At 60.4% G+C, this 24,120-nt stretch carries 21 protein-coding genes and 1 pseudogene; 16 read left to right on the top strand and 6 right to left on the bottom strand.

The window, feature by feature from the left end:
• Window position 1: 1 nt before the first annotated feature.
• The 4 genes from ACYVDM_RS13505 to ACYVDM_RS13490 all read left to right on the top strand — a co-directional run bounded on the left by ACYVDM_RS13505 (window position 2) and on the right by ACYVDM_RS13490 (window position 2,761).
• Window positions 2-154: a DUF3309 family protein gene (locus tag ACYVDM_RS13505; RefSeq protein WP_415784975.1), complete on the top strand. Its 153-nt coding sequence runs from the start codon at window positions 2-4 to the stop codon at window positions 152-154.
• Between the two features lie 68 nt (window positions 155-222).
• Window positions 223-621 carry a Rap1a/Tai family immunity protein gene (locus ACYVDM_RS13500; protein WP_415784977.1) on the top strand — a complete coding sequence of 133 codons (399 nt, stop codon included), beginning with the start codon at window positions 223-225 and terminating at the stop codon, window positions 619-621.
• Between the two features lie 682 nt (window positions 622-1,303).
• The gene (locus tag ACYVDM_RS13495) at window positions 1,304-1,915 is read left to right on the top strand and encodes a hypothetical protein (protein WP_415784979.1); all 612 of its coding nucleotides are present in this window, start codon (window positions 1,304-1,306) and stop codon (window positions 1,913-1,915) included.
• Between the two features lie 165 nt (window positions 1,916-2,080).
• Entirely contained in the window at window positions 2,081-2,761 is a 681-nt protein-coding gene (locus ACYVDM_RS13490; protein ID WP_415784981.1) for a DUF3313 domain-containing protein, read from the top strand.
• Between the two features lie 42 nt (window positions 2,762-2,803).
• Here the strand turns inward: ACYVDM_RS13490 and ACYVDM_RS13485 are convergent, their stop codons facing one another.
• A complete protein-coding gene (locus ACYVDM_RS13485; RefSeq protein WP_415784983.1) occupies window positions 2,804-4,027 on the bottom strand; it encodes an MFS transporter in 1,224 nt (407 codons plus the stop codon).
• A 109-nt stretch (window positions 4,028-4,136) separates the two neighbouring features.
• Between ACYVDM_RS13485 and ACYVDM_RS13480 the strand changes: the two genes are divergently transcribed.
• Window positions 4,137-5,087, top strand: a complete 951-nt coding sequence (locus tag ACYVDM_RS13480; RefSeq protein WP_415784985.1) for a LysR family transcriptional regulator — start codon at window positions 4,137-4,139, stop codon at window positions 5,085-5,087.
• A gap of 23 nt (window positions 5,088-5,110) precedes the next feature.
• Here the strand turns inward: ACYVDM_RS13480 and ACYVDM_RS13475 are convergent, their stop codons facing one another.
• A complete protein-coding gene (locus tag ACYVDM_RS13475) occupies window positions 5,111-6,226 on the bottom strand; it encodes a site-specific integrase (protein WP_415784987.1) in 1,116 nt (371 codons plus the stop codon).
• Between the two features lie 149 nt (window positions 6,227-6,375).
• On the opposite strand from ACYVDM_RS13475, the gene ACYVDM_RS13470 reads away from it, so the two are divergent.
• The gene (locus tag ACYVDM_RS13470; RefSeq protein ID WP_415784989.1) at window positions 6,376-7,467 is read left to right on the top strand and encodes a DNA-binding protein; all 1,092 of its coding nucleotides are present in this window, start codon (window positions 6,376-6,378) and stop codon (window positions 7,465-7,467) included.
• A gap of 140 nt (window positions 7,468-7,607) precedes the next feature.
• Here ACYVDM_RS13470 and ACYVDM_RS13465 read toward each other — a convergent pair whose 3' ends face one another.
• Window positions 7,608-8,066: a hypothetical protein gene (locus ACYVDM_RS13465; RefSeq protein WP_415784991.1), complete on the bottom strand. Its 459-nt coding sequence runs from the start codon at window positions 8,064-8,066 to the stop codon at window positions 7,608-7,610.
• Window positions 8,067-8,199: 133 nt separating this feature from the next.
• On the opposite strand from ACYVDM_RS13465, the gene ACYVDM_RS13460 reads away from it, so the two are divergent.
• Window positions 8,200-9,636 (top strand): NYN domain-containing protein, encoded by a 1,437-nt coding sequence (locus ACYVDM_RS13460; protein ID WP_415784993.1) that lies wholly within the window; start codon window positions 8,200-8,202, stop codon window positions 9,634-9,636.
• Window positions 9,633-10,280, top strand: coding sequence for a glutathione S-transferase family protein (locus tag ACYVDM_RS13455; protein ID WP_415784995.1), 648 nt, complete (start codon window positions 9,633-9,635; stop codon window positions 10,278-10,280). The genes ACYVDM_RS13460 and ACYVDM_RS13455 overlap by 4 nt, the downstream gene beginning before the upstream one ends.
• A gap of 194 nt (window positions 10,281-10,474) precedes the next feature.
• Here ACYVDM_RS13455 and ACYVDM_RS13450 read toward each other — a convergent pair whose 3' ends face one another.
• Window positions 10,475-11,323 carry a c-type cytochrome gene (locus ACYVDM_RS13450; protein ID WP_415784997.1) on the bottom strand — a complete coding sequence of 283 codons (849 nt, stop codon included), beginning with the start codon at window positions 11,321-11,323 and terminating at the stop codon, window positions 10,475-10,477.
• A gap of 19 nt (window positions 11,324-11,342) precedes the next feature.
• Window positions 11,343-11,765, bottom strand: coding sequence for a c-type cytochrome (locus ACYVDM_RS13445; protein WP_415784999.1), 423 nt, complete (start codon window positions 11,763-11,765; stop codon window positions 11,343-11,345).
• 165 nt (window positions 11,766-11,930) lie between these two features.
• On the opposite strand from ACYVDM_RS13445, the gene ACYVDM_RS13440 reads away from it, so the two are divergent.
• The 4 genes and pseudogenes from ACYVDM_RS13440 to ACYVDM_RS13425 form a co-directional block, all read left to right on the top strand.
• Window positions 11,931-12,815 carry a cytochrome c oxidase subunit II gene (locus ACYVDM_RS13440; RefSeq protein ID WP_415785001.1) on the top strand — a complete coding sequence of 295 codons (885 nt, stop codon included), beginning with the start codon at window positions 11,931-11,933 and terminating at the stop codon, window positions 12,813-12,815.
• A complete protein-coding gene (locus ACYVDM_RS13435; RefSeq protein ID WP_415785003.1) occupies window positions 12,812-15,361 on the top strand; it encodes a cbb3-type cytochrome c oxidase subunit I in 2,550 nt (849 codons plus the stop codon). Before ACYVDM_RS13440 ends, ACYVDM_RS13435 begins: the two co-directional genes overlap by 4 nt.
• Window positions 15,333-15,590 (top strand): hypothetical protein, encoded by a 258-nt coding sequence (locus ACYVDM_RS13430; RefSeq protein WP_415785005.1) that lies wholly within the window; start codon window positions 15,333-15,335, stop codon window positions 15,588-15,590. Before ACYVDM_RS13435 ends, ACYVDM_RS13430 begins: the two co-directional genes overlap by 29 nt.
• Window positions 15,591-15,743: 153 nt before the next feature.
• Window positions 15,744-15,860 (top strand): annotated as a pseudogene (locus tag ACYVDM_RS13425) (XRE family transcriptional regulator); the annotation flags it as partial.
• Window positions 15,861-15,949: 89 nt separating this feature from the next.
• Here ACYVDM_RS13425 and ACYVDM_RS13420 read toward each other — a convergent pair.
• The gene (locus ACYVDM_RS13420) at window positions 15,950-18,178 is read right to left on the bottom strand and encodes an NADP-dependent isocitrate dehydrogenase (RefSeq protein WP_415786971.1); all 2,229 of its coding nucleotides are present in this window, start codon (window positions 18,176-18,178) and stop codon (window positions 15,950-15,952) included.
• Between the two features lie 258 nt (window positions 18,179-18,436).
• Between ACYVDM_RS13420 and ACYVDM_RS13415 the strand changes: the two genes are divergently transcribed.
• From ACYVDM_RS13415 to ACYVDM_RS13400, 4 genes are all read left to right on the top strand, one after another.
• Complete coding sequence (locus ACYVDM_RS13415; protein WP_415785007.1) at window positions 18,437-19,348, top strand: LysR family transcriptional regulator; 912 nt, start codon at window positions 18,437-18,439, stop codon at window positions 19,346-19,348.
• A gap of 70 nt (window positions 19,349-19,418) precedes the next feature.
• Window positions 19,419-20,777, top strand: coding sequence for an MmgE/PrpD family protein (locus tag ACYVDM_RS13410; protein WP_415785009.1), 1,359 nt, complete (start codon window positions 19,419-19,421; stop codon window positions 20,775-20,777).
• Window positions 20,778-20,801: 24 nt separating this feature from the next.
• Window positions 20,802-22,874: an acetate--CoA ligase family protein gene (locus ACYVDM_RS13405; protein WP_415785011.1), complete on the top strand. Its 2,073-nt coding sequence runs from the start codon at window positions 20,802-20,804 to the stop codon at window positions 22,872-22,874.
• 25 nt (window positions 22,875-22,899) lie between these two features.
• Window positions 22,900-24,048, top strand: a complete 1,149-nt coding sequence (locus ACYVDM_RS13400; protein ID WP_415785013.1) for an acyl-CoA dehydrogenase family protein — start codon at window positions 22,900-22,902, stop codon at window positions 24,046-24,048.
• Window positions 24,049-24,120: the final 72 nt, after the last annotated feature.

Genomic DNA, 24,120 nt, shown 5'->3' with positions numbered 1-24,120 from the left:
TATGTCGACTATTTTATTTATCGTGTTGATTCTTTTACTGATTGGTGCCATTCCGGCGTGGCCCCATAGCCGGAGCTGGGGGTACTACCCGAGCGGGATCCTTGGCATTTTGCTCATCGTTCTCATCGTTATGCTGCTGACAGGGCACATATAAGGAGTTAGCCGTACTGAATCAAGGCGCTGGTAATATGCGTTGTTTCCATGATGATCCGGGGTCAAATAATGACGCAGGTTTCACGGCGCCCAGCTTGCTTGTTTCATGCGATTGTTGTCACGCTGGCGCTGGCATCGGCGCCTGTGACGGCGCAGCCTGTCGAACAATATCGACCGATCGTCGCCAAGGAACTCTATGACGGCATCATGTCGGGTGGCTTGGCATCCTGGGTTGAGGATCCGGCGCAACGTACGGCGCTTTCGACCTATATGGCGACCTCGTATATTTGGGCGGTCGCGGATAGCACTCAAGGCAAACAGTGGTGTTTGATGCCGCCTCTGGATCTCGTAAAGATGGCCGAGTCTGTACTGGCCTATCTGGATGAACTACCGGCGTCCAGGCAGTCCGAGGGGGCCGCGGTAATCGTCGCCGAATCTTTGGGCAAGACCTATCCGTGTCCACGTTAAATCATGCGCGGCTGTTTTGTCACGATACTTGCCGCGTAGCTTTTACGGTACATACCGCTATTCGGTAGGCTTTACCGATTCCTTCCGTATCGTGTTGCGTCGTCTCGCGGCGAGCGGCTATTTTCCCCATGCCAGCGTTCGGGAACGGCAGTTGCGCCTGTGTCTCAGCGGACTGGCTTTTCACTCGCGGTCCGCGGAGCTTTTTCCAAGTGCGTATCACGCCTCGTATGGGAGAATCGCAATGACCGGCACAAAAACACCCCCTTCAACGAATCGACCCGCATCGCCTCATACCCATCGAACGGCAACCGAGCCTACCGTTCCACCTACAGCCGAAGGCCCGCCTAACGGTGAGATAAATACCGACCCGAGCACAAACTCCGGATATCCTGCCGGCGGCTCTCAGGCCCCCAGAGGTAAGGATCCTTTCGGGCGTAAGAATAAAAAAGAAGATTGACGCACCGAGCCTGCCTATTAATGCGTGGAGAGCGGAACCGCCTATGGCGCAAGCGCCTACGAGTGTCAGGCATGGGAATTGCGATGGGGATGCCCACGACGAGGGGCCGACGTCTCTCGAATCGGCCGAGCCCGTTAGCGCACCCGTCTCGACTCAAGCGGTTTTACCAAAAGACAATCCTTGTCTCCGAGGACTAGCGGCGATATTGACTCATTGGAGAATGATATGGCATCAAAGAACAAAGGCGATATGAAGATGATTCACGACCTGCTTTATCAGGCATTGGAAACCGAGATCGGCGGAATCAATGTCTATACGGCAGCGTTGACCTGTGCCACCAACAAAGATTTGGCAAAGGAATGGGACGGCTACCTTGGCGAAACGAAGACGCATCGCCAAGTGCTGCTGACCGTGTTCGAGGAGCTCGGCCTGGACGCCGAAGTGCGCGTACCCAGCCGTGAGGTGGTGAAACACCACGGCGATTCGCTGGTCGCCGCGATCAAATTGGCGAAGAAGGCAGGCGACCCAGCCGGCGCTCAAATCGTAGCCGCCGAATGCGTGGTGCTTGCCGAAACCAAAGACCACCAAAATTGGGAGTTGATAGGCGCAGTGGCCGATAAGCTTGCCGGCAAGGAGGCTGCTGTTCTAAAGAAGGCGCACCAAGCCGTGGAAAAGGACGAGGACCATCACCTATACCATACCAAGGGCTGGACACGGGAGCTCTGGATTGACGCCTTGGGTTTTCCCGCTGTGCTTCCACCTCCAGAGGAAGTCAAGAAGGTAGAGACCGCTATCGGCGCCTCGAGGGCGGAACAGTCGCGCGAGAAAATGTTATGACGATGGATGCCAGCTTGCAGACGCTAGGTTCGATCGTGAATTCGTCGAGCTAAAACGCAGATTCGTCGAAAATCGATAGTGATTTCCTGAGGGCGCATTTATCGTTGATCCGCGCCCGAGGATCAACCTCAGATAGAGCGCGGATTCATCTCAGGAGATTGGCTGATGGCATTGCAGCGCTTTGTTGGTCCGATGGTTGTCGCGGGAGCCTTGTTGCTCGCCGGTTGTGCGTCGAGGGTCCCGGACTCTCACGAGTATTCGGGTTTTTTGGGTAATTACAGCAATTTGCAGCCATCGACGTCGGCGTCGGGCGCGCCGATACTGCGTTGGGTCGCGCCGAGCTTTAACCCCAAGAGTTATTCGGCCCTGGTCTATGAACCTGTCGTGTATTACCCCGAGGCGCATCCGTCCAGCCAGGTTGGTCAACGGGTGCTGGACGGTGTGTTGTCCTATACGAATACCAAGCTGAAGACCGCTGCGGAGCAAAGGATGCGGCTGGTGAGCAAGCCCGGGCCCGGGGTGTTGATATTTCGTGGCGCGATCACCGCTGTGAATACCAGTGACCAAGATCTGAAACCGCGCGAGTTGATTCCTTTCGCGTTGGTCGTGGCCGGCGCGCGTGCCGCGACGGGCATGCGCCCCAAGGATACAAATTTGTTTTTCGAAGGAGAGTTGCTTGATGGCGTGACCAGGCAGCCGCTCGTCAAGATCGTTCGTAAAGGCACCGGCATACAGGTGACCAATGCGGAGCAACAAGTCACCGCGGACGATCTGCGAACGGTGATCGACCAGTTGGGCGCCGATGCGGTCATGTTTGATGCGAGGGCGCAGCCCAAGCCGAATTGATCGCGGGCTTGAGCACCCGCGAAGGATCAAGGCGGCGAAGGGTCAAGGACGGGCGCCTGTCAGGGCGATGGGGTGCAAGCGCAACAACAGGGCGCCCAGTGAGGCGGCTATCGCCAGTACGACAACACCCGTCCACCCGAAATGGGCCAAGGCCAGAGTGCCGAGCGCGCCGCCAGCCGCCATGCCAACAAATATGCCTACCATCAAGATGGCATTCAAGCGGCTGCGCGCAGCGGGGTCCAGGCTATAGACCAGGCTTTGATGCGCAATCAATGACATCTGAATACCAAGATCAAAACCGATCGCGCTGATCGCGATCAGTCCTAATGCGACGTAGGGCGACAACATGGGAACGGCGATCATCAGCGCAAAGGACGCCGCAGCCAGGAGTGCACCTCGACGCGCGACGGTCGCCGGGCCGCGCCGATCCGCCGAACGCCCAGCCAGTGGCGCGGCCAAAGCGCCCGCTGCACCCGCCAGCCCGAACGCGCCCGCGGCACCAGCTCCCAACTGAAACGGCGCCGCATGCAGCATCACTGCCAGGGTCGACCAAAACGCGCTGAAGGCGAGCGACAGCAGACCCTGGGCGACTACCGCGCGTCGCAACGCCGCATGTTGCCGCCACAATGTCGCCAGTGATCCCAGCAATGCGCCGTACGATAAACGCGTCGTAGGCGCAAAGGCGGGCAGGCCGCGCCACAGTGCCGCTCCCAAAACCAGTATCGCCGCAGACGCCGCCATGAACATGGTGCGCCAGCCGAATTGCTCTGCCACCAGACCGCTTACCACGCGTGACAGCAAAATTCCCAACAATAGGCCGGTCATGACTGATCCCACGATGCGACCGCGGTGTTCGGGCGGCGCCAGCGTGGCGGCGGCGGGCACAATATCCTGCGCCAGCGTGGCGGCTAAGCCCAATGCAAAGCTGGCGCCCAACAGGGCTTCTATTCCTGGCGCCAGTCCGGCCAACAGCAACGCCAGTGCCAAGGCAATGATTTTGCCCAGGATGATGCGCTTGCGGTCATAGCGGTCGCCCAGCGGGGCCAGCAACAAAATGCCCACGGCATAGCCCAATTGCGTTAGCGCGGGGATCCAGCCCAGCGCGGCGTCGCTGGCGCCCAGCTCATGTCCCAAAATGCCCAACATGGGCTGGTTGTAATAGAGCGATGCGACGGCGAGTCCTGCGCCGCTGGCCAGCAACAGTACACGCCCGGAAGACAAGTCCGTCCGGGCAGGGGAAGAAGCAGAAGTCATAACGGCTGGCATGAGATTTGTCCTGGGTCATTGCTTAGTGTGAAAGGCATCGCCGCATTCTGGACTTGCGCCAAACGTATTGGTAGTAGCCTAAATGGAAGAATGGTTATACGATTTACGTATGACCGATTCGAATTTCGGGGCAGATCGCCTCCAATTGCTGGAAACCTACGTGCGCATCGTCGAAGCCGGCAGTCTGTCTGCCGCCGCCGTGCAGCTTGGCGCTACTCAGCCGACAGTGAGCCGTCGCCTGCAGGCGCTGGAACGGGCACTGGGCGTACGGCTGCTCCAGCGTTCGACGCATGCCATGGGTCTGACCGAGGATGGGCAGCGTTGTTACGAGCGCGCGCTTGAGCTACTCGGCGCCTGGCAAACGCTGGAAGGGGAGGTGCGTGGCGCCAGTCGGCAGCCCACGGGCATGCTGCGCGTCGTGGCACCCCATGCATTCGGCCAAGAGCAGTTCATCGAGCCTTTGGCACAGTACCTACGCCAGTATCCCGAGATGCGAGTTGAATGGTTGCTGCACGATCGACTTCCGGACTTCATTGGCGAAAATATCGATTGCGCCATCCGGGTCGGCGAGGTGGCTGATCCTTCTGTGGTGGCGATTAAGCTGGGGGACGTCCCGCGTTTTGTCGCTTGCGCGCCAGCGTTATTACATGGGCGCCCACTGCCACAACATCCGCAAGAGCTTGCCGATCTGCCGTGGTTGGCATTGCATATGTTTTATCGCGAGGAAGTTCAGTTGACGCATCGCCATACGGGCGAACAAGCGCGCGTGGAGATCGCACCGCGTTTGTCGACGGATGGCCTGCGCGCCTTGGCAAACGCGATGAAACTGGGCCTGGGCGTCGGTATCGCATCGTCGTGGGCGCTGACCGAAGATCTGGCTACTGGCGATCTCGTCCATCTCGTTCCCGAATGGAAAGCCGAGCCGTTGCCCGTGTATCTGATTTATGTTCCGTCCCGGCTGCAGCCCGCTCGCCTGCGCACGTTCATCGATATTATGAAGACGTATCTGCCTGCGGAATTGCAGGCGTCGCAAGGGGCCGCTTCAGTCGAGATACGTTAGTCGGTTTTGACAAACGGCACCCTTTATCTCCTATCGGACGATGGCGTAAAAGGGGCGTCCTCTAAAAGATATCCGGCTTTGGACGACAAGGCCGCACCCGCCCGGTGATAGCCGACCACACTGGCTACGCTGGCGTGATTGGTCATCGCCATGATTTCGCCTAATGGACGCCCCTGGCGCCCGGCCTCGGTGACAAAACCCGAGCGCAGACTGTGGGCCGTGTAATCCCCCTCTAGCCCTGCCTGCGCCGCGCGAGCCTGGACGATTTTGCGTACGGCTTCGGCGCTCAAGCATTCGCCGATGACGCCGCCGCGCCGTACCCGGCGAAACAGCGGGCCCGACGTGATCTTGGCGGCGGCCAGCCAAGCCTCGAGCGCGGTCGCGGCGCGTCCTACCACCGGCTTATAGCTATCGGCGGTTTCCTTGCCTTGCTGGTTGGTTTTGGAATAGCCCATGGTGTATAGAAAACCCTCCGGCACGCGGCGCGTGTTCTCCAGAGTGGCACGCACAACCTCCGAGCGGCGGCGTCCACCGCTGGCCCAGGCAAATAACAGCAGAGCGCGATCACGCAAACCGATGAGCGAGTCGTCGCAAGTGGCGAGCAACTGCTCGAGGGGTTCTTTGGTGAGGGCGTCTTTGCGGCCAGGGCGCTCACCGCGCTTGGCATAAGCGCTGCGGATGCGGGCGAGCAGAGTTTGCACGGCGCGGCTGCGGCACGGATTGGGCAGGTCCTGTGTTTCGTGGGCCTCGGAGAGGACGGCAAGGCGATGGCGCACCGTGGCGAGCTTGAATGGCCCGGTTCTGCGCTTGACCTTGGCCGCGACCAGCGCGGCGTCGATGTCGTCGGGCAAGTCGTGGGCGAGTCCGGTGCCAGTGGCGTGCTCGACATGGTCGGCGATGAATTGGAGGACGGTGCTGACGGGCACGGGCAGCACAAAGGGATGCCCCAGACGCCACTGATGCCACGCCGCCCAATATTGAATGGCCGAGCGATAAGAGGCGAGGGTGTTATCCGAGCCGCCCTCGCGCAATAGCGCCTGGATGGACGCATCGCTGGCACTCAGGCTTGCCGAGAGCGCGTTCGTAATCCCATCGTATTTTTTAACGGCACGAGAGGGGCTGGATTGTGGGTTTTTCATCAGGAAACCCCTTGTTTATCTATTGAATGTATTAAATAATATGTATGACGTATTAAATAATACGTAAATATCTAATTAGGTTGGATAACTTTTAATTATCCGTTCTAATTTGCCAGAAACCCGTGCCGGTGCCAAGCCCGGCACACTCAGTGAGCAAAACCATGGCGATAGGCGTGCAAGAGGCAGATGTCTGGGCGGCGGCCGATACGCTGCTGCAGGCAGGCGAACAGCCGACGATCGAGCGGGTGCGTCTGCAACTGGGGCGCGGTTCACCGAATACAGTGGGCCCCCATCTGAAGGCGTGGTTTCGCGGTTTGAGTGGGCGGCTGAACGCCACGGGGCAGGCCGAGGTGGCCGGACCCGCGCCGGATAGCGTGACGCAAGCGGCGCAACAGTTCTGGACGCTGGCTTTGGCCGCGGCCAAGGAGGAATGGCAGCAGGCGATCGCCATAGAGCGCCAGGCACTGACTAATGCCCAGGAAATCTTGGCCGCCGATCAACGCGTCCTGGCTCTCGAGCAAGAGCGTCTGAGCCAGCGAGAAACAGATTTGAAAGCCACCATCTATAGCCTGCGCGAGCAGGCGGCGGCTTTACGGGATCGCGCCGAGACTCTGGAAAAACAGTGCCAGCAAAGTGACGCCCGCGCCACCTCGCTGGAGGCACGTTTAACCGAGGTCACGGAACGCGAGCGCGCGCTGCAGGAGCGTCAGCACGAGGCCGAACAGCAGCATCGCCAGGCATTGGCGGCGGCAGAGCAACGGCATGCCAGCCATGAGCGCCGCTGGCTGAACGATCTGGATGTGCAGCGTCAGGCCACCAGGAAAGCTCAGGACGATCTGGAACAACATCGCAAAACCGCCACCACATCCCAGGCAGCGCATCAAGACGCGTTGGCGCGAGCCGCGGACGAACTCCGCGACGCCCATGACGAACTCGCCCAAGCCCGGCATGAGTCCCTCAACACAGAACGCACGATCGCCCAGCTAGAGCAGGCACAAGATGCGCTGCAGACGCAGCTCGCCATGGCGCAGACGTCCGCGGCGGCCGTTCACGACAGCCTGAAAGAACGCGTCGCCGACCTCAACCTGCGCTTGGCGGAGCAGAGCGACCAACTTCAGGTCAAAGACCAACAGATTGCCGCACAAGCACAAGTCCTGGCGCAAACCCAGGCACTGGCGCAGCAGCAGGTCGGGCATGCCACATCTTCGACACCGAAGGCCAAGCGCGTGCCCGAACGTTAGGCGAGGGTGACGTACCGACTGAAAGTCGAGGCAACTGAAGATCGGGTGACTGACGGTTAGCCAAGGGAAACCAGCCGAAGAAAATCAGTCGATGACAGTCAGTCGGCGGAAAATCATCAACGAAAGTCATCGAACGAAAGTCAGCCAAGTCCGTGCCAGACCAGATAGACCAGCAGGATTACCGCCATGGCCAGGTCCGATATCATGGCCGCGATCTCACCCCGGGTGGTCGCCCGGTTCCGGATATGCTGGATGCCCGCCAAACCAAAGAAAATGCAGCCCGCCAAGGCCAGCGCAGGCACCCAGGCTGGAAAATACAGGCTCGCGACGGCCGGGACGCCCAATGCGAGATTGCCAAGGCCGATTTCCAGCACCAGCTTGTTCGCCCCAGGATCCTCGATGCCAAAAATATCCTTGGCCGTAAAGCCGGGCCGCAACAGCTGGTGCACCCCCGCGCCGATCAATCGCCATCCCATGCCCCAAAACACGAACCATTTGCCCAAGGCCTCGGCCAAGAGCACCTGGCCGGTAGTCACGTCTTGAATGATCGCGATGATTGGGAGGACTCCCATCAACAAGACGATCGCAACGAGCTGCATGGCAGTCTCCCGTGCTAAAAATAACAGTGACAATAGTCGCGACAGCGTGGTTGTGCAATGCAGGCACCCGGCTTGGCGTGTCAAAATAATGGCTACGTCACCGATACCCCCATGCGGTGGCCCTGGAGAGTCGATGAGTAATCCCAATGAAAACGTCAGCATGGCGCTTTTCTGTGACTTCGAAAACGTAGCCCTAGGCGTGCGCGACACGAAGTACCAAAAATTCGATATTCGCCCCGTGCTCGAGCGGCTGCTGCTCAAGGGCAGCATCGTCGTCAAGAAAGCCTATTGCGACTGGGATCGTTACAAAGACTTCAAATCGCCCATGCACGAGGCGAACTTCGAGCTGATCGAGATTCCGCACGTGCGGCAGTCCGGCAAGAACTCAGCCGACATCCGCCTCGTCGTCGACGCGCTGGATTTCTGCTATACCAAATCGCACGTCAACACGTTTGTGATCATCAGCGGTGACTCTGATTTCTCGCCGCTGGTATCCAAGCTGCGCGAGAACAACAAGAAAGTGATCGGCGTGGGGGTGAAGCAGTCCACGTCGGACCTGTTGGTCGCCAACTGTGATGAATTCATTTTCTACGACGACCTGGCGCGAGAGATCCAGCGAGCGGCCGAATCCGGGCGCGACAGCCGCGGGCAGCAAAGCGCGCCGCAGCAACGTCGCACGCCTGACGAAGAGCACCGCCGCAAAGAAGAGTCCGAGGCCCGCAAGACCAAAGCCGTCAAGATGGTGGTCGAGACCTTCGAGGCCCTGACGGCCGAGCGTGGCGATAGCGGCAAGATCTGGGCGTCCGCCCTGAAAGACGCGCTCAAGCGACGCCGGCCCGACTTCAACGAGTCGTACTATGGCTTCCGGGCTTTTGGCAACTTGCTCGACGAGGCACAGTCGCGAGGTTTCCTGGAAGTAGGCCGTGAGGAAAATTCCAGTACCTATGTGTATCGCAGCGGCGCGGAGGTCGCACCGGCAGCGTCGTTGCCCGTAGCGCAAGAAGAGCCTCGCACGAAGCAAACCCGCAGAACGCGCGGTGGTCGGCGGTCGGAGGGGGCGGGCAGGGGCGCGAACCAGACGACCGGGCAGGAGGTTCAGGCGGAAAGTGTTGCCTCACCGCGCGAGGCTGTCTCGGTATCCGAGGTCGCGGTGGTGCGCGAGGCGGCCCCGGTCTTCGAAGCCACCCCACTGGCGCCTACACAGCCATCCGGCGATCTCCCGTCATCCCGCGACGTGGCTCCGTCCAAACAAGGCAGTCTGGCCACAACATCCGAGACGGAGCAGGCGACTATACAACCGGCGCCCGAGCAGAGCGAGAACGCTCCCGCCCCCGTCAAACGCAGCCGAACGCGTAGCCGCAGTCCCAGCAAGAAGGCAACTGAGAAGGCGACTGCAACCACGGGCGTTGCGTCCAAGGAGGCCGAGCCGACGGTTGCGTCGTCTGTCGCCCCCGACGTTCAACCCGCCGATGCGACGGTAGCGGCCCCCGCCAAAACCGCCAGAAAAACCACGCGCAGCACGACCCCACGCACCCGCCGTCCGCGCAAAACTGCGAGCACCGAATCGTGACGAAACTTTTTTACCATCCCGGCAACGCCAGCATGGCGCCGCATTGCGTACTCGAAGAAATCGGGCAATCTTTTGAACTCGCGTTTGTCGATCGCGCACAAAACACGCATAAATCCCCGGACTATCTTCGGCTCAATCCGAACGGGCTTATCCCCGTGCTGGTCGATGGTGACCTGGTGCTGTACGAGACCGCCGCCATTTGCCTATATCTGGCCGATAAGTATCCAGAAAGGCAATTGGCGCCAGAGCTGGGTACCCCGGAGCGTGCGCAGTTCTATAAGTGGTTGATGTGGCTGACCAACACCATGCAAGCTTCGCTGCTGCTTTACTTCTATCCGGAACGATGGGTCGACGCCGGCAATGCGTCCGGCGCGCAGCAGATAAAATCCCATGCCGAATCAAAGGTCGCCGGTCTGCTGGCGCAGCTAGAGGATCACTTGGCAGCAAGCAGCGGCCCGTGGTTTCTGGGGGAGCATTACACCGTGCTGGACCCCCTGGTCATGATGGTTTGTCGTTGGACGCGTGGGTTTTCCAGACCCGCACGGGACTTTGCGCAACTCGGCCCTTATTTGCAACGCGTCCTGGCGCGTCCTGCCGTTCAGCGTGCGCTGCAAACAGAAGGATTGGCGCACCCGTGGGTGTAATGCATGCCTCGGCATGGTGAGTAGGGAGTCTGACTCTCTTCGCCGTTAACGAGAGGCGATGGCACGGCAAGCTATTGATTTGAAGTCAGTGTGCGGACGCTCGAGCCCGCAGGCTATGGAAAAAAATACTCAGGCCGGGAAATCATACGGAATGGGCGAAGGCGCCGATCTGCGTGTGCAGGGCGATACTCTGGCTAATCCGGCGCGGACAGCGTCTTCAAAAATGCCGCGATATCGCGCGCATCCTGCTCGCTGATGCCCAGGTCCGGCATCGCGGTGCCGGGTTTGATTGTCGTGGGCGCCATCAGCCAACGCCGCATGTTTTCCGGGGTATTGGATAACACGCCGGCAATATACGGGCGTATGGCGATGCCGGCCAGCGACGGACCGACATGGGAAGACGCACCCACCACATCGGGGATGACGTGGCAGGTCACGCACATATATTGCTGTAATGCCTGGCGTCCCGCCATTGCATTGCCTATCCGCGGAGCGTCCAGAGGGATGGCCTGAGGTGTTGGCTGGGGGGAGCGCTCATCCCACTGTCGATAGTCGGTCGGCGACAGCGTAGGCAGTACGCGCATAAACGCGACAACATCCCATATTTGACCGTCTGTCAGGCGATATTGCCAAGCGGGCATGCCGGTCATCTTGATGCCTTGACGGATTAACCAGAAGACTTCGCCCGCGGAACGTTCGTGGGCGCTCTCGACCAGGGAGGCGGGGGCGGGATTCAAGCCCAAGGCATAGGGTTCGGGCGCTACGCCGGGCGCGCCATGACATTGCACGCAGTGCGCGCGGAACAGTCCAAATCCATCCCGAATATCGGCAGGGTCATTCAGGTCGGGGACCCGAATGGATTTGGCGCGCACGCTGACCGAGCGTGCCAGGGTAGTTTCTATCAATTGATTCACGGCAGCCGTATGCGGGCGGGTCGCACTGATGTCATACCAGCCGAAGTAGATCACCGAGCCTGCGACTAACAAGGCGGCGGTGGTCAGTCCTATAACTGTCCAGGCAGCAACCCGCTTGCAGCTTGTCATGTTCAACGCTCCTCAGTAGTCATCCGTCGGGCAACGCATAGAGGAATGCAGCAATGTCCTCGGCTTCAGTCTGCGTCAGTCCGACATTCGGCATCGCGGTGCGCGGATTGACCGCGGGCGGGTCCATCAACCAACGGATCAGGTTGGCGGGAGTATTGGCAAGCAGGCCATTCACGTACGCCTGGCGCCCCATGTTATTCAACGATGGACCGACTCTCGCGATCGGGGCACGTACGCGTGGCACCACGTGGCAGGCAACACATCCCTTTTCCATCATCAGGCGTCGGCCTCGATCGGGATCGGCTCGGTCGGAAAGACCAGTGGATACGTCTTGCGCAAGCGGCGCCCGAGCATCGCCACAGGCTGCCATACCGGCCAGCATGACGATACCTATCGAGGCGAGCGCGTTGCGGGTGGCGTGATGCAAGGTTTTCTTCTCCAAACCCTGTCGCCGACGCAATTTTTGTACCTTGGGTACGGTACATGCTGCTGAGGGAGCGTTCCTTCCTCACGACGCGTCTCATAGCGAAGTTATCAAAAGCATCTATTTACATTTATGGCCGCTTTTTTCTTGCGTCCGCATGCCAAGCAACCCGGGGGTGATAGGGTGACCCAGTTCGCTGACATCAGCAGTGTGTTGTTCCTTGGCGCGACGGTCATCTTCGCAGCAGTCGTGATACTGATCGCCGTTGCAATATTCGCGCCCAGACCTTGGCGTGATCGGTTGGCTCGGCCATCGCTGATTCTGCTGGCGGGTATTGCATTTCCTGTTGTCTGCCTGACGGTCCTGTTGATCTACGTCCTGGCTCTCCCGTCCTCGACGGCATCAGATGCAAAGCCGACGATTCGCGTCGAAATCACCGGGGAACTCTGGTGGTGGCGCGTGCGTTATCTCGACGAGTCGGGCGCGCTATTGGTCGAAACTGCCAATGAAATCAGCATTCCTGCGGGGCAGCTGGTCGAGTTCGTGCTGAAGTCCGACAACGTTATCCATAGCTTTTGGATACCTGAATTGGGAACCAAGCTGGACATGGTTCCGGGCCATGTCAATCGGATGCGCGTGCGGGCGCCCGCAGCGGGCGTTCTTTCAGGTCAATGCGCGGAATACTGCGGTGCACAACACACCAAGATGAAGTTCGCGGTGCACGTGCTTACGCCGGCGTCATTCAATGCCTGGTTGTCGGCGCAACGTCGGCCCGCCAGGATGGCGGGGCCCGAGCTTCAGCAGGGTGCGCAGCGGTTTCAGCAAGCCTGTTCGGCGTGCCATACCGTGCGGGGTACGCCGGCCACGGGAACATCAGGGCCGGATTTGACGCATGTGGCCAGCCGCTCAACGTTGGCGGCTGGCGTGCTGACGAATAACGTGGGCGCGCTGGCGGGATGGATCGCTGCCAGCCAAGACATTAAACCCGGTAACCGCATGCCTTCTTTTGATCAATGGTCCGGCGAGGAACTACGTGCCGTGGCCAACTATTTGGATAGTCTGAAGTGACGACAGATAAAGCGACGTCCAGCGTGCCGCCACCGCTTCCAAACCCGCTTGAGCGCCCCGAAGGGGAGCTTGAACAACTCAAAACGGTCTGGCGACGTCCGTCGGGCTATCGGGCCATCACGGTAGTGAACAACACCTACATTGGATTGCTCTACATCGCGACCGCGTTGCTGTTCTTTATCCTGGCCGGCGTACTGGCGCTGCTAATGCGTACGCAGTTGGCGGTACCGGAGAACGCGTTGATCGGCCATGATTTGTACAACCAGTTGTTTACGATGCATGGCACGGTGATGATGTTTCTATTCGCGGTGCCGGCGGTCGAGGCGGTGGCGGTGTTGCTCCTGCCAAACATGCTGGGTGCCCGCGACCTGCCGTTTCCTCGTTTGTCCGCTTATGCCTACTGGGCGTACGCCGTGGGCGGGGTTGTGTTCTTCTGCAGTCTGTTTTTTGGACTGGCGCCGGAGGGAGGCTGGTTCATGTACCCGCCGCTCACCAGCACTCAGTATTCGCCAGCATTGAATGCGGACCTGTGGTTGCTGGGGATCGGCTTTATCGAAATATCCGCTATTGCCGGCGCGATCGAGCTGGCCGTGGGCATCCTTCGTACGCGGGCACCGGGCATGAGCCTGGACAAGATGCCCATCTTTGCCTGGGTGATGTTGGTGTTCAGCGCCATGGTGCTTGTCGCGTTTCCGGCTGTCATCGTGGCGACCGCGCTATTGGAGCTGGAGCGCGCCTTTGACATGCCGTTTTTCATTGCGCAGCGAGGCGGCGACCCTTTGCTATGGCAGCACTTGTTTTGGTTTTTTGGCCATCCCGAGGTTTATATCATTTTCCTGCCGGCGGCCGGCATGGTATCCATGATCATCCCCGCGATGACGGGCGTGCCGCTGGTCGGCTACCGGTGGGTCGTCATGGCGGTGATCGGCGTCGCGTTTCTCAGTTTTGGGCTTTGGGTCCACCACATGTACGCCACGGGGATTCCGCCGATGTCCTTGAGCTTTGCATCGGCGGCCAGTATGGCGGTGACGATACCCACGGCGATTCAGGTATTCGCCTGGATCGCGACGATTGCCGCCGCGGTACGGCTGCGTCCGGTGAAGACGCCGATGCTGTTTATCCTGGGATTTTTCTTCATCTTTGTGTTGGGTGGATTGACCGGCGTCATGGTGGCCGCCATTCCTTTTGACCTACAGACGCACGACACGTATTTCATCGTTGCACACCTTCATTACGTGCTGTTCGGCGGCATGGTTTTTCCGCTATTCGCGGCGTTTTATTACTGGATGCCGTTCGTCAGTACGCGAGCACTGTCCGAGCGTAGCGGACGCTGGGCATTCTGGTTGATGTTCAGTGGCTTCAATCTGGCTTTTTTCCCGATGCATTTCACCGGCTTGGCTGGTATGCCCCGCCGCGTCTACACCTATGCCGAGAGCCAAGGTTTAGGGACGCTCAACATGATGTCCACCGTCGGCGCCTATCTCATCGCTGCCGGAGTGCTGATATTTTTATGGGATCTGGCGCGCAACTTTCGTCCCAGCAGCGAGAAGAACGCCGGCAACATCTGGCAAGCCGGTACGCTGGAATGGCTGCCCACCGGTAACTACGGTTTGCGCAGCATTCCCATCGTGACCGCCAGGGAACCCCTATGGGATCAGCCCGGTATTGTCGACGACGTCGACGCGGGCCGCTACTTTTTGCCCAACGCGCCCGCGGGCGTGCGCTCTACGCTGGTGACGAGCGCCCTGGATGCGCGGCCGGAGTATGTGTTGCCGCTGCCAGGGCCGGGGTGGTCTCCTTTCGTTGCCGCACTTGGCACTGCCGGCTTTTTTCTGTTGTTGACCTTCAAATTGGTGGGCCTCGCGGCAATTTGTGGCGTCGTGGCCGTGGCGGCGATCTGGCGTTGGCTATGGGATGCTGACACGGGGCCCGATCCGTCGGGTGTGGATATCGGCGCGGGCATTCGCCTGCCAATGCGAGCATCAGGCAGCACATCCCACGCTTGGTGGGCCATGATGCTGCTGCTCATTGTCTGTGTCAGCATCTTTGGGGCGGTCGTGTTCGCGTATTTGTTCTTATGGCTCACCTCTCCTGAGACGTGGCCCGCCACAACGGCGATTGCAGCGCCTACGTTGCCGTCGTTATCAGCGGGCTTGCTCGTCGGTGCCAGCATCCTGGGCGTTTGCGCCGTACGTGGACTGAAGCACGGAAAGAAAATGGCGGTGAACGGATGCTTGTTGAGTGGGATCGTGTTGATGATCGCCGCCAGTGGACTGGATCTTTACACACATTGGCAACACGGTTTGAGGCCGCAGGCATCCGCGTATAGCGCTGCCGTGTTTGCCTTGTCGGGTCTGCAAACCGTGTTCGTGATATTGACAGTGGTGATGAGCCTATTCACCATCGCGCGTCATCTCGCTGGCCGGCTAAGTGCTCGGCAACGTGCATGCCTGGACACCACCATGGTGATGTGGCAATACACCGTCGTTCAGGGTTTGCTAACCCTGGGCGTTATTCATGTCTTTCCGCGATTGGCGGCGGGGTAGTCATCATGCGATCACCGTTTTGGGTCGAACTGTGGTTCCTGATTGGCGGTCCGGTGATCTGGCTGCTGCATTACCTGTCTATCTATACGATCAATGCGTTGCACTGTGCCAGGCCGAGGGCCTGGTTGGGGACTATCTGGATAAGTCTGCCGATTTCTTCCTGGATGATCCTGATTTGCAGTGCGCTGGCATTGAGCGCCATGGCGTGGGTCGCGCAGCGCCAGCATAGGCGTCTGCACGCAGGCGACTCACGGAGGTTCCATACCAGGCTGACAGATTCGTTATGTCTGTTATCCGCTCTCGCGGTGGTCTGGGAAACCCTGCCGGTCTTTCTGGTTTCAAGGTGTGGGTGAGGGTGTTCAGTCGCCGGTGCACAAGTACGACTGTGACGTCCGAGCGCAAGATGATGGACTGCTTGAATCGCCTCGGTTACGACATCGGAATCAAGGTGCGGTCGGCAAATGAACCGCTCGGTCATCTGACACTCGCGTTCGCCTGACGAAACCATAGAAAAAGCCGGCAATCCGCGAGGGTCGCCGGCTTTGATTTGCCAGGTGGCGGGCTAGCCCGCCACACCGTGCCGTTCGATCAGCTGATCGAGGCCAGTGCCTGGTTTAGCGTCGGGCTAGGGCGCATGGCTGCGCTTGCCTTGGCTTCGTTGGGTTGGTAATAACCACCGATGTCCACGGGCTTGCCTTGAGCGGCCTTCAGTTCGTCCAGGATCTTGGCTTCGCCCTCTGCGAAAGCAGCGGCCAGAGCCTTGAACTGCGTGGCCAGTTCGGCGTCGTCGGTTTGCGCGGCCAGTGCTTCGGCCCAGTACATGGCCAGGTAGAAGTGGCTACCGCGGTTGTCCAGGCCACCCACCTTGCGATCCGGCGACTTGTTGTTGTCGAGGAACTTCGAGGTGGCTTCGTCCAGGGTGTTGGCCAGGACTGTGGCGCGCGGGTTGTTGTACGCGCGGCCGAGGTGATCCAGCGATGCGCCCAGGGCCATGAACTCGCCCAGCGAGTCCCAACGCAGGAAGCCTTCTTCCACGAATTGCTGCACGTGCTTGGGGGCCGAGCCGCCGGCACCGGTTTCAAACAGCTGGCCGCCGGCCATCAACGGCACGATCGACAGCATCTTGGCGCTGGTGCCCAGTTCCATGATGGGGAACAGGTCGGTCAGGTAGTCGCGCAGCACGTTGCCGGTCACCGAGATGGTGTCCTTGCCGGCACGGATGCGTTCCAGCGAGAAGCGCGTGGCGTCCACGGGATTCAGGATCTGCAGTTCCAGACCATTGGTGTCGTGGTCGGCCAGGTATTTCTTGACCTTGGCGATCACCTGGGCGTCGTGGGCGCGATTTTCGTCCAGCCAGAAAACGGCGGGCGTGTTGCTCAGGCGGGCGCGGGTGACGGCCAGCTTGACCCAGTCCTGTACCGCGGCGTCCTTGGTCTGGCACATGCGCCAGAGGTCGCCGGCCTGAACGACATGCTCGAGCAGCACGGCGCCGGAGGTGTCGGTGACGCGCACGGTGCCATCGGCGGGGATGACGAACGTCTTGTTGTGTGAACCGTATTCTTCGGCGGCCTGGGCCATCAGGCCGACGTTGGGCACGCTGCCCATGGTGACCGGATCAAAGGCACCGTTGGCCTTGCAGTCGTCGATGACGACCTGATAGACGTCGGCATAGCAGCGATCGGGGATCACAGCCTTGGTGTCTTGCAGTTCGCCAGCGGCGTTCCACATTTTGCCCGAGTCACGGATCATAGCCGGCATGGAGGCGTCCACGATCACGTCGCTGGGCACATGCAGGTTCGTGATGCCGCGGTCGGAGTTCACCATGGCCAGGGCGGGCAGTGTCTTGTAGGCTGCGTCGATGTCGGCTTTGATGGCCGTCTGCTGGTCAGCCGGCAGGGCGCCGAGCTTGGCGTACAGGTCGCCAATACCGTTGTTGGGATCAAAGCCGATTTGCTCGAGGGCGTCGGCATGGCGAGTCAGCACGTCGCGATAGAACACGGACACGACGTGACCAAAGATGACGGGGTCGGAGACCTTCATCATGGTGGCCTTGAGGTGCACCGAGAACAGCACGCCTTTGGCTTTGGCATCGGCGATCTGGGCTTGCAGGAAGCTGCTGAGCTTCGCGGCGGACAACACCGAGGCGTCGATGATTTCGCCGACCTTGACCGGGGTTTTTTCCTTGAGCACGGTCTTCGTGCCGTCGGTCGCGGTCAACTCGATCTTGACGTCGCCGGCCGCGGCCAGCGTGACGGATTTTTCGCTACCGTAGAAATCGCCGTCGTCCATGTGTGAGACATGCGACTTGGAATCCGCGCTCCACGCGCCCATCTTGTGGGGGTGTTTGCGGGCGTAGCTCTTCACCGAGGCCGGCGCGCGGCGGTCGGAGTTGCCTTCGCGCAGCACGGGGTTGACGGCGCTGCCCTTGATCTTGTCGTAGCGCGCCTTGACGTCGCGTTCGGTGTCGTTGGCAGGCTCATCCGGGTAATCCGGCAGCTTGTAGCCCTGGGTTTGCAGTTCCTTGATGGCCGCCTTGAGCTGGGGCATCGAGGCACTGATGTTGGGCAGCTTGATGATGTTGGCGTCCGGCGTCACGGCCAGGGCGCCGAGTTCAGCGAGTGCGTCGCCGATCTTCTGGCTATCGTCCAGGTAGTCGGGAAACGTGGCAATGATGCGGCCGGCCAGCGAGATATCGCGGGTCTCAACCGTAATGCCAGCGGATTTAGCAAAGGACTGGACGATAGGCAGCAGCGAACGAGTAGCGAGCGCGGGGGCTTCGTCGGTCAGGGTATAGATAATCTTGGGAGTGGGAGCCATAGTCATCAGTGTGCCCGGTTGCTTGCGCAATCCCGGACATGCGTTGCTGGACATCGTCGCCGATGCCATCGTAGAAGGGGGGTGTCTTTGGGCACACGCAATCAAGCGCCTGCCCACCACGACGGAAACCCTGCCTTTATGACTGCTTTGGCTAGGTGTGACCGCCATATGCCGTTGATTGTAACCCCGCGGGGGGCGAAATCGTCAAGTCTTATAGAAGACTTGGAGGTTTAATCCAGGACTCGGTATATTCTCTCTATGAAAAAAATCGATATTCCCGCGCTTGAGATCTTTGTCGCGGCGGTAGAGGAGAAAAGCCTGTCCAGGGCCGCCGAGCGCGAGAATCTCGTGACGTCGGCTGCCAGTAAACGGGTCGCCGAACTAGAACGGCAACTGGATCGCATTCTGTTGCTGCGCCATGGGCGCGGCGTTGAGCCGACGCCGGCGGGCGTATTGCTATACCACCGCGCCAAGGCGATTTTGCGCAGTCTGCATCTGACCGAACAGGCCGTCCAGGGGTTTTCGGTCAACGGGCAGGCCAAGATCAAGCTGGCTGCCAACCCGTCGAGTATTTTGCAGTTTCTGCCGACGGTAATGGGGCGCTTTCTGGCGGGGCGCAGCGATGTCAGTGTCGATTTGCTGGATCAGCATAGCTACGACATTCCGCGCCTGGTCGCCGAAGGGACCGTGGATATTGGCATTTATCACGCCGATTATCCGATGCCTGGCGTGGAGTCTTTTCCTTTTCGCCGTGATCGGGTCGGGCTGGTGGTGCCGATCGGGCATCCGCTGGCCGAGCGCAAGGCGCTCTATCTCGAAGACGCGCTCGATTACGATTTACTGGGTTTTTTCCCGCGTCATTCGCTGGATCAGTTTCTGGCCTACGTGGGGCAGACGGTCTCGCGCCCGCCCAACGTCAAGCTGCAAGTGTCGAATTTCGAGACGCGCTGCCGCATGATCCGCGAGGGGCTGGGCATTGGCGTGGTGCCCGAAGATATCGCACGCAATTATCTACAAAGCATGGGCTTGGTCCTGTTGCGCCTGCTGGATGTTTGGGCCGAACGGCAGTTCTTTGTGTGCGTGCGCTCGCCCCGTGAGCTAGGGAGCGCGGCCCGTGATCTGTTTGACGTCTTGCGCGGGGAAGGGGCCACGTCTAATCAAGAACGGTGAGTTTCCTTTTTTTCAATCCTGCCGGGTATCGGATTCGATACAGTAGGCTGGATATCAACGAGGAGACATCATGTTGCTGAAAACCCTGGCGGATTACGGTGCGCGCGACAGCGTGGCGACGTTATCGGACGATGTCCTGCATCATGCGAAACGCGCCTTTCTGGACTGGTTATCCGCGTTGTACCCGGGCACCCGCGTGGCGCCGTGCCGCCAATTGCTGGGCGCCCATCGCGCAGAACTAGGCTTTGGCACGAGCAGCCTGCCCGGTTGCGGGACCACGGCTTTCGCCCCGACAGCGGCTTGGATCAATGGCAGTACGTCGCATGCGGTGGAGTTTGACGATATCTTTCGTGATGCGGTGTATCACCCCGGCTGCCCGACGATCGCGGCGGCGCTCGCGCTGGCCGAAGACCGCCATGCCAGCGGCAGCGCGCTGTTGGCCGCAATCGTGGTGGGCTACGAAATCTCGACGCGCATCGGTGCGGCCGTTCAACCGTCGCACTATCGGTACTTTCATACGACGGGTACGGTAGGCAGTTTTGGCGCGGCGGCGGCGGGTGCGGCGCTGGTGGCGCCGGGCGACACGTCGGTCATGCTGCATGCGCTGGCGACATCGGGGACGTTGGCCAGCGGCTTGCAACAAGCGTTCCGTTCTGACGCGATGAGCAAGGCCCTGCATGCAGGGCATGCCGCCGAAGTCGGCGTGCGGGCCGCGCAAGGCGCCGCACATGGTCTGACCGGGGTGGCCGATATTCTGGAAGGCGAGGTGGGTTTTGGTGCGGCGCTTGCACACAAACCGAATTGGGCCATGGCCATCGACGCGTTGGGCGAGCGTTACAACATCACGCACATGACCCAGAAAAATCATGGCTGCTGCGGGCATACCTTTGCCGCGATCGATGCCATGCTGGCCTTGCGCGACGCCGGCTTGCGACCGGAAGACGTCGCGTCCGTCACGGTGAATACCTATCAGACCGCACTGGATGTCACCGGCAATTTCCAGCCGAATACCGCGTTCGAGGCCAAGTTCAGCCTGCCGTATGTGATCAGCCATGCACTGGTCTATGGCAGCGTCAGGCTGGATGCCTTTGAGCCCGCGCGTCTCACCGACGCCACCGTGCGGGGGCTCATGCCGCGCGTCGAGCTCATCGCGGATCCCGATCTGACGGCAAGCTTTCCGGGTCAGCGCGCCGCGCGCGTCACGGTGCGTACGACGGATGGCCGCGAACTGGAGCACTTTGCGCCGTATCGCAAGGGGGACCCCGAGGCGCCACTCTCGGATGCTGATCTGAATGACAAATTCGCCGAGTTGGCAGGCCCTGTACTGGGCGAATCCCGCATGCGTGAGTTGCGTGATGCCGTCTGGCAATTGGAAAAGCAGGATGACCTGCGCGCGCTGCGCCTGGCCACCGACGGCCCATCCACCTGAATCATTGAATCCATCATCATAAGTATGACGACCTTTGCTCAAGCATTGCTGACCCCGCGCACGATCGCCCTGGTGGGCGCCTCGGGTGACGTGAAAAAGAATACGGCCCGACCACTGCGCTTTATGCGTAAACATGGCTATGACGGCCACATTTATCCGATCAACCCCGCACGCGATGAGATTCTCGGTGAAAAAGCCTGGCCGTCACTCGCCGAGCTGCCCGAGCCGATTGATCACGTCTTTGTGATGATTCCGGGCGCGGGCGTCGAGGCCATCTTGCCGGACTGCGCGCGGGCCGGGGCCAAAGTCGTCACAATTTACTCCGACGGATTTGGCGAGGCGGGCCCGGAAGGGCAGGCGCGCCAACAGGCACTGGTCGCCAAGGCCAAGGAACTGGGCCTGCGTGTGCTGGGCCCCAATAGTATTGGCCTGGCGGATCTGCATTCGGGCTCGATTTTGTCCGTCAACGCGGCCTATGAGGCGTCTACCTTGCTGCCGGGCGAAGTCAGCATGGTGTCGCAAAGCGGTTCGATGATGGGTTCTTTGCTGTCACGGGCCGCGGCGCGCGGCTTTGGTTTTGCGAAGTCGGTGTCGGTGGGCAACGAAAGCGATATCAGTGTCGGCGAAGTCGTCGACGCCCTGGTGGATGATGCGCAGACACAGGTCATCCTGCTGTTTTTGGAAACGCTGCGGGCGGCACCCGTCCTTTCACGTGCGCTACAGCGGGCGCGAGCCGCGGGCAAGCCCGTGATTGCCTACAAGCTCGGCCGCTCTGAACTGGGCGATGCGCTGGCACAATCACATACTGGGGCGATGGCGGGTAATGACAAGGCGGTCGATGCCTTTTTGCGGGCGCACGGGGTGTTGCGAGTCCATCAGCTCGAAACCCTGTTCGAGATGGTGCCGCTGGCGCGTCGCTACGGGACTGCGCGCCCGGCGCAGCGTCGGGCGGCACCGCGTGTCGCCGTCATTACGACCACTGGCGGCGGCGCGGCCACCGTGGTCGATAACCTGGGGTTGCGCGGGCTGACCGCGGTGGCTCCGCCCGATGATTTTATCGATCTGATGGCCAGCCGTGGCCTGAAACTGCGCCAGACGCCGGTGATTGATCTGACCCTGGCCGCCACCCCCCCGCAGTACAAAGACCTCCTGGAACACCTGTTGCGGGCGGATTGGTGCGACGCGGTATTGAGCGTAGCGGGCTCCTCGGCGCAGTTTCATCCGGAATACGTTGTCAAGCCCTTGCTGGAGTCCGAGAAATCCGCCTCGAAGCCTCTCGCCATCTTTCTGGCACCCGAGGCGCCTGAGTCACTGCAGCTCCTGCAACAAGCCGGTATTGCCGCGTTTCGGACACCGGAAGCTTGCGCCGATGCGTTATCGGTGTTCTTTGATACGTCGGGCGGCGCCATGCCCGCGCCCGTGACAACGCGCGAATGGTCCGCCGAGTTTCCGACGCAGGGCCTGCTGAACGAGTACGAAGCCAGCCAGGTTTTTGAAACGCTGGGCGTACCCGTTGCGCCGCGCGCCTTGTTGACGCCTGGCCGGACCACGCATGATCTGGCATACCCCTTGGTTGCGAAGGTCTGCTCGCGCGACATCCCGCACAAGACCGAGGCGAATGCCGTGCGTATCGGTATCAAAGAGCAGGGTGGCCTAAGCCAGGCGTTGGAGGAACTGCCCGCCAATGCCCGGGCCTATAAAGCCGACGCGCATATTGACGGTGTGCTGGTGCAGGCGATGCAGGACCGGCTCGCCGAATTCATTCTGGGCTATCGCGATGATCCACTAGTGGGGCCGACCGTGTTGTTTGGCGCGGGCGGGATCACTGCGGAACTGACCCCCGACTTTGCGTTGCGCCTGGCGCCGGTCTCCGAGGACGAGGCCCGGGAAATGATCGCCGAGGTGCGCCACACGCAGTTGATCACCGGCTGGCGCGGCCTGCCGCGTGGCGATATCGATGCCCTGGCGCGCGCCATCGCGGCATTCTCGCAGTTGGCGGGACTGCGCGGCGCCCATGTGACCGAGGCCGAAATCAACCCGTTGTTTGTGCAAACACAAGGCGTCGTCGCCGTCGACGGCTTGATCCGCCTGGACTGAATTTTCGATAGAGACCGATAGAAAAATGGACTTTAAACTCACCCCCGAGCAAAGCGATTTCGAGACTGCGGTCACGCGTTTTGCGCAAAACGAATTGGCCGAAGGCGCCGTCGCCCGCGCGCACTCGCAAGAATATCCCTGGGATATCGCCCAGAAAATGGCCAAGCAGGGTCTGCTGGGCATCACCATGTCCGAGGCCGACGGCGGTGTGGGTGGCTCGCTGATGGATGCGGTTATCGCGATTCAGGCGGTGGCCTCGGTGTGCCCCCGCAGCGCGGACGTCGTGCAGGCCGGCAACTTTGGCGCCATCCGCGTGTTGGCCGAATATGGCAGCCCCTTGCAAAAGGAAAAATATTTGGCTCCGCTGTTGGCGGGCGAAGCGCTGATCGCCGTGGGTATGACCGAGCCGGACGCGGGGTCGGCCGTCACCGAGCTCAAGACCAGTGCCACGGCCGTGCCGGGTGGTTTTCGAATTAATGGCAGCAAGATTTTTACGACGCACGGCCCGCACGCGACCGTCATCCTGGCCTACGTGCGGTTCGGCCCCGGCACCAAGGGCATCGGCTCCGTGCTGATCGACACTAAAGCCGAAGGCGTACGACTGGGCAAGCGCTCGGCCTTTATGTCCGACGAAGAATGGGTCGAGATCTTCTTTGACAACGTCTTTGTGCCCGACGAACTGGTGGTGCTGGGCGAGGGCGGTTTCAAAAAGCAGATCGCCGGCTTTAACGTCGAACGCATTGGCAATACCTCGCGTTCCGTGGCGCTAGGACGTTATGCGTACGAGGAGGCCCGCCAGTGGGCCCTGCAACGCAAGCAGTTCGGCCGTCTGCTCTGCGAATTCCAGGGCCTGCAATGGAAATTCGCCGACATGCGCATCAAGCTCGATGCCGCGCAATTATTACTGTATCGGGCGGCCTCCAACGCTGATACGGGCTTTCCGTCGCCGACCGAGACTGCCATTGCCAAGGCGTACTGCAATCAAATCGGCTTTGAGGTCGCCAATGACGCGCTGCAGGTGATGGGCGGCATGGGCTACAGCCGCGAGTCGCTAGTCGAGTATTGCGTGCGCCGTTGCCGTGGCTGGATGATCGCGGGTGGATCGATCGAAATACTGAAAAACCGCATTGCCGAAGGCATATTCGAACGGAGTTTCTCGCAGCGGCCCAGCTAAACCGCTACGCAAAGCGTGCCTGTACGTCGCGTATAAAACAGGGCAGTATTGCGGCTGAGCAAGAATTGCTTG

It is taken from the genome of Bordetella tumulicola (genome assembly GCF_054779135.1).
This window is presented reverse-complemented; position numbering and strand designations above follow the sequence as displayed.

What these genes read in the sequence shown, in the direction of transcription:
- ACYVDM_RS13500 (WP_415784977.1), top strand. Translation starts at nt 223, where the DNA reads ATGACGCAGGTTTCACGGCGCCCAGCTTGCTTGTTTCATGCGATTGTT.
- ACYVDM_RS13465 (WP_415784991.1), bottom strand. Translation starts at nt 8,066, where the DNA reads ATGCAGCTCGTTGCGATCGTCTTGTTGATGGGAGTCCTCCCAATCATC.
- ACYVDM_RS13480 (WP_415784985.1), top strand. Translation starts at nt 4,137, where the DNA reads ATGACCGATTCGAATTTCGGGGCAGATCGCCTCCAATTGCTGGAAACC.
- ACYVDM_RS13495 (WP_415784979.1), top strand. Translation starts at nt 1,304, where the DNA reads ATGGCATCAAAGAACAAAGGCGATATGAAGATGATTCACGACCTGCTT.
- ACYVDM_RS13485 (WP_415784983.1), bottom strand. Translation starts at nt 4,027, where the DNA reads ATGCCAGCCGTTATGACTTCTGCTTCTTCCCCTGCCCGGACGGACTTG.
- ACYVDM_RS13405 (WP_415785011.1), top strand. Translation starts at nt 20,802, where the DNA reads ATGACGACCTTTGCTCAAGCATTGCTGACCCCGCGCACGATCGCCCTG.
- ACYVDM_RS13490 (WP_415784981.1), top strand. Translation starts at nt 2,081, where the DNA reads ATGGCATTGCAGCGCTTTGTTGGTCCGATGGTTGTCGCGGGAGCCTTG.
- ACYVDM_RS13430 (WP_415785005.1), top strand. Translation starts at nt 15,333, where the DNA reads ATGTCTTTCCGCGATTGGCGGCGGGGTAGTCATCATGCGATCACCGTT.
- ACYVDM_RS13415 (WP_415785007.1), top strand. Translation starts at nt 18,437, where the DNA reads ATGAAAAAAATCGATATTCCCGCGCTTGAGATCTTTGTCGCGGCGGTA.
- ACYVDM_RS13420 (WP_415786971.1), bottom strand. Translation starts at nt 18,178, where the DNA reads ATGGCTCCCACTCCCAAGATTATCTATACCCTGACCGACGAAGCCCCC.
- ACYVDM_RS13475 (WP_415784987.1), bottom strand. Translation starts at nt 6,226, where the DNA reads ATGAAAAACCCACAATCCAGCCCCTCTCGTGCCGTTAAAAAATACGAT.
- ACYVDM_RS13450 (WP_415784997.1), bottom strand. Translation starts at nt 11,323, where the DNA reads ATGACAAGCTGCAAGCGGGTTGCTGCCTGGACAGTTATAGGACTGACC.
- ACYVDM_RS13460 (WP_415784993.1), top strand. Translation starts at nt 8,200, where the DNA reads ATGAGTAATCCCAATGAAAACGTCAGCATGGCGCTTTTCTGTGACTTC.
- ACYVDM_RS13400 (WP_415785013.1), top strand. Translation starts at nt 22,900, where the DNA reads ATGGACTTTAAACTCACCCCCGAGCAAAGCGATTTCGAGACTGCGGTC.
- ACYVDM_RS13505 (WP_415784975.1), top strand. Translation starts at nt 2, where the DNA reads ATGTCGACTATTTTATTTATCGTGTTGATTCTTTTACTGATTGGTGCC.
- ACYVDM_RS13410 (WP_415785009.1), top strand. Translation starts at nt 19,419, where the DNA reads ATGTTGCTGAAAACCCTGGCGGATTACGGTGCGCGCGACAGCGTGGCG.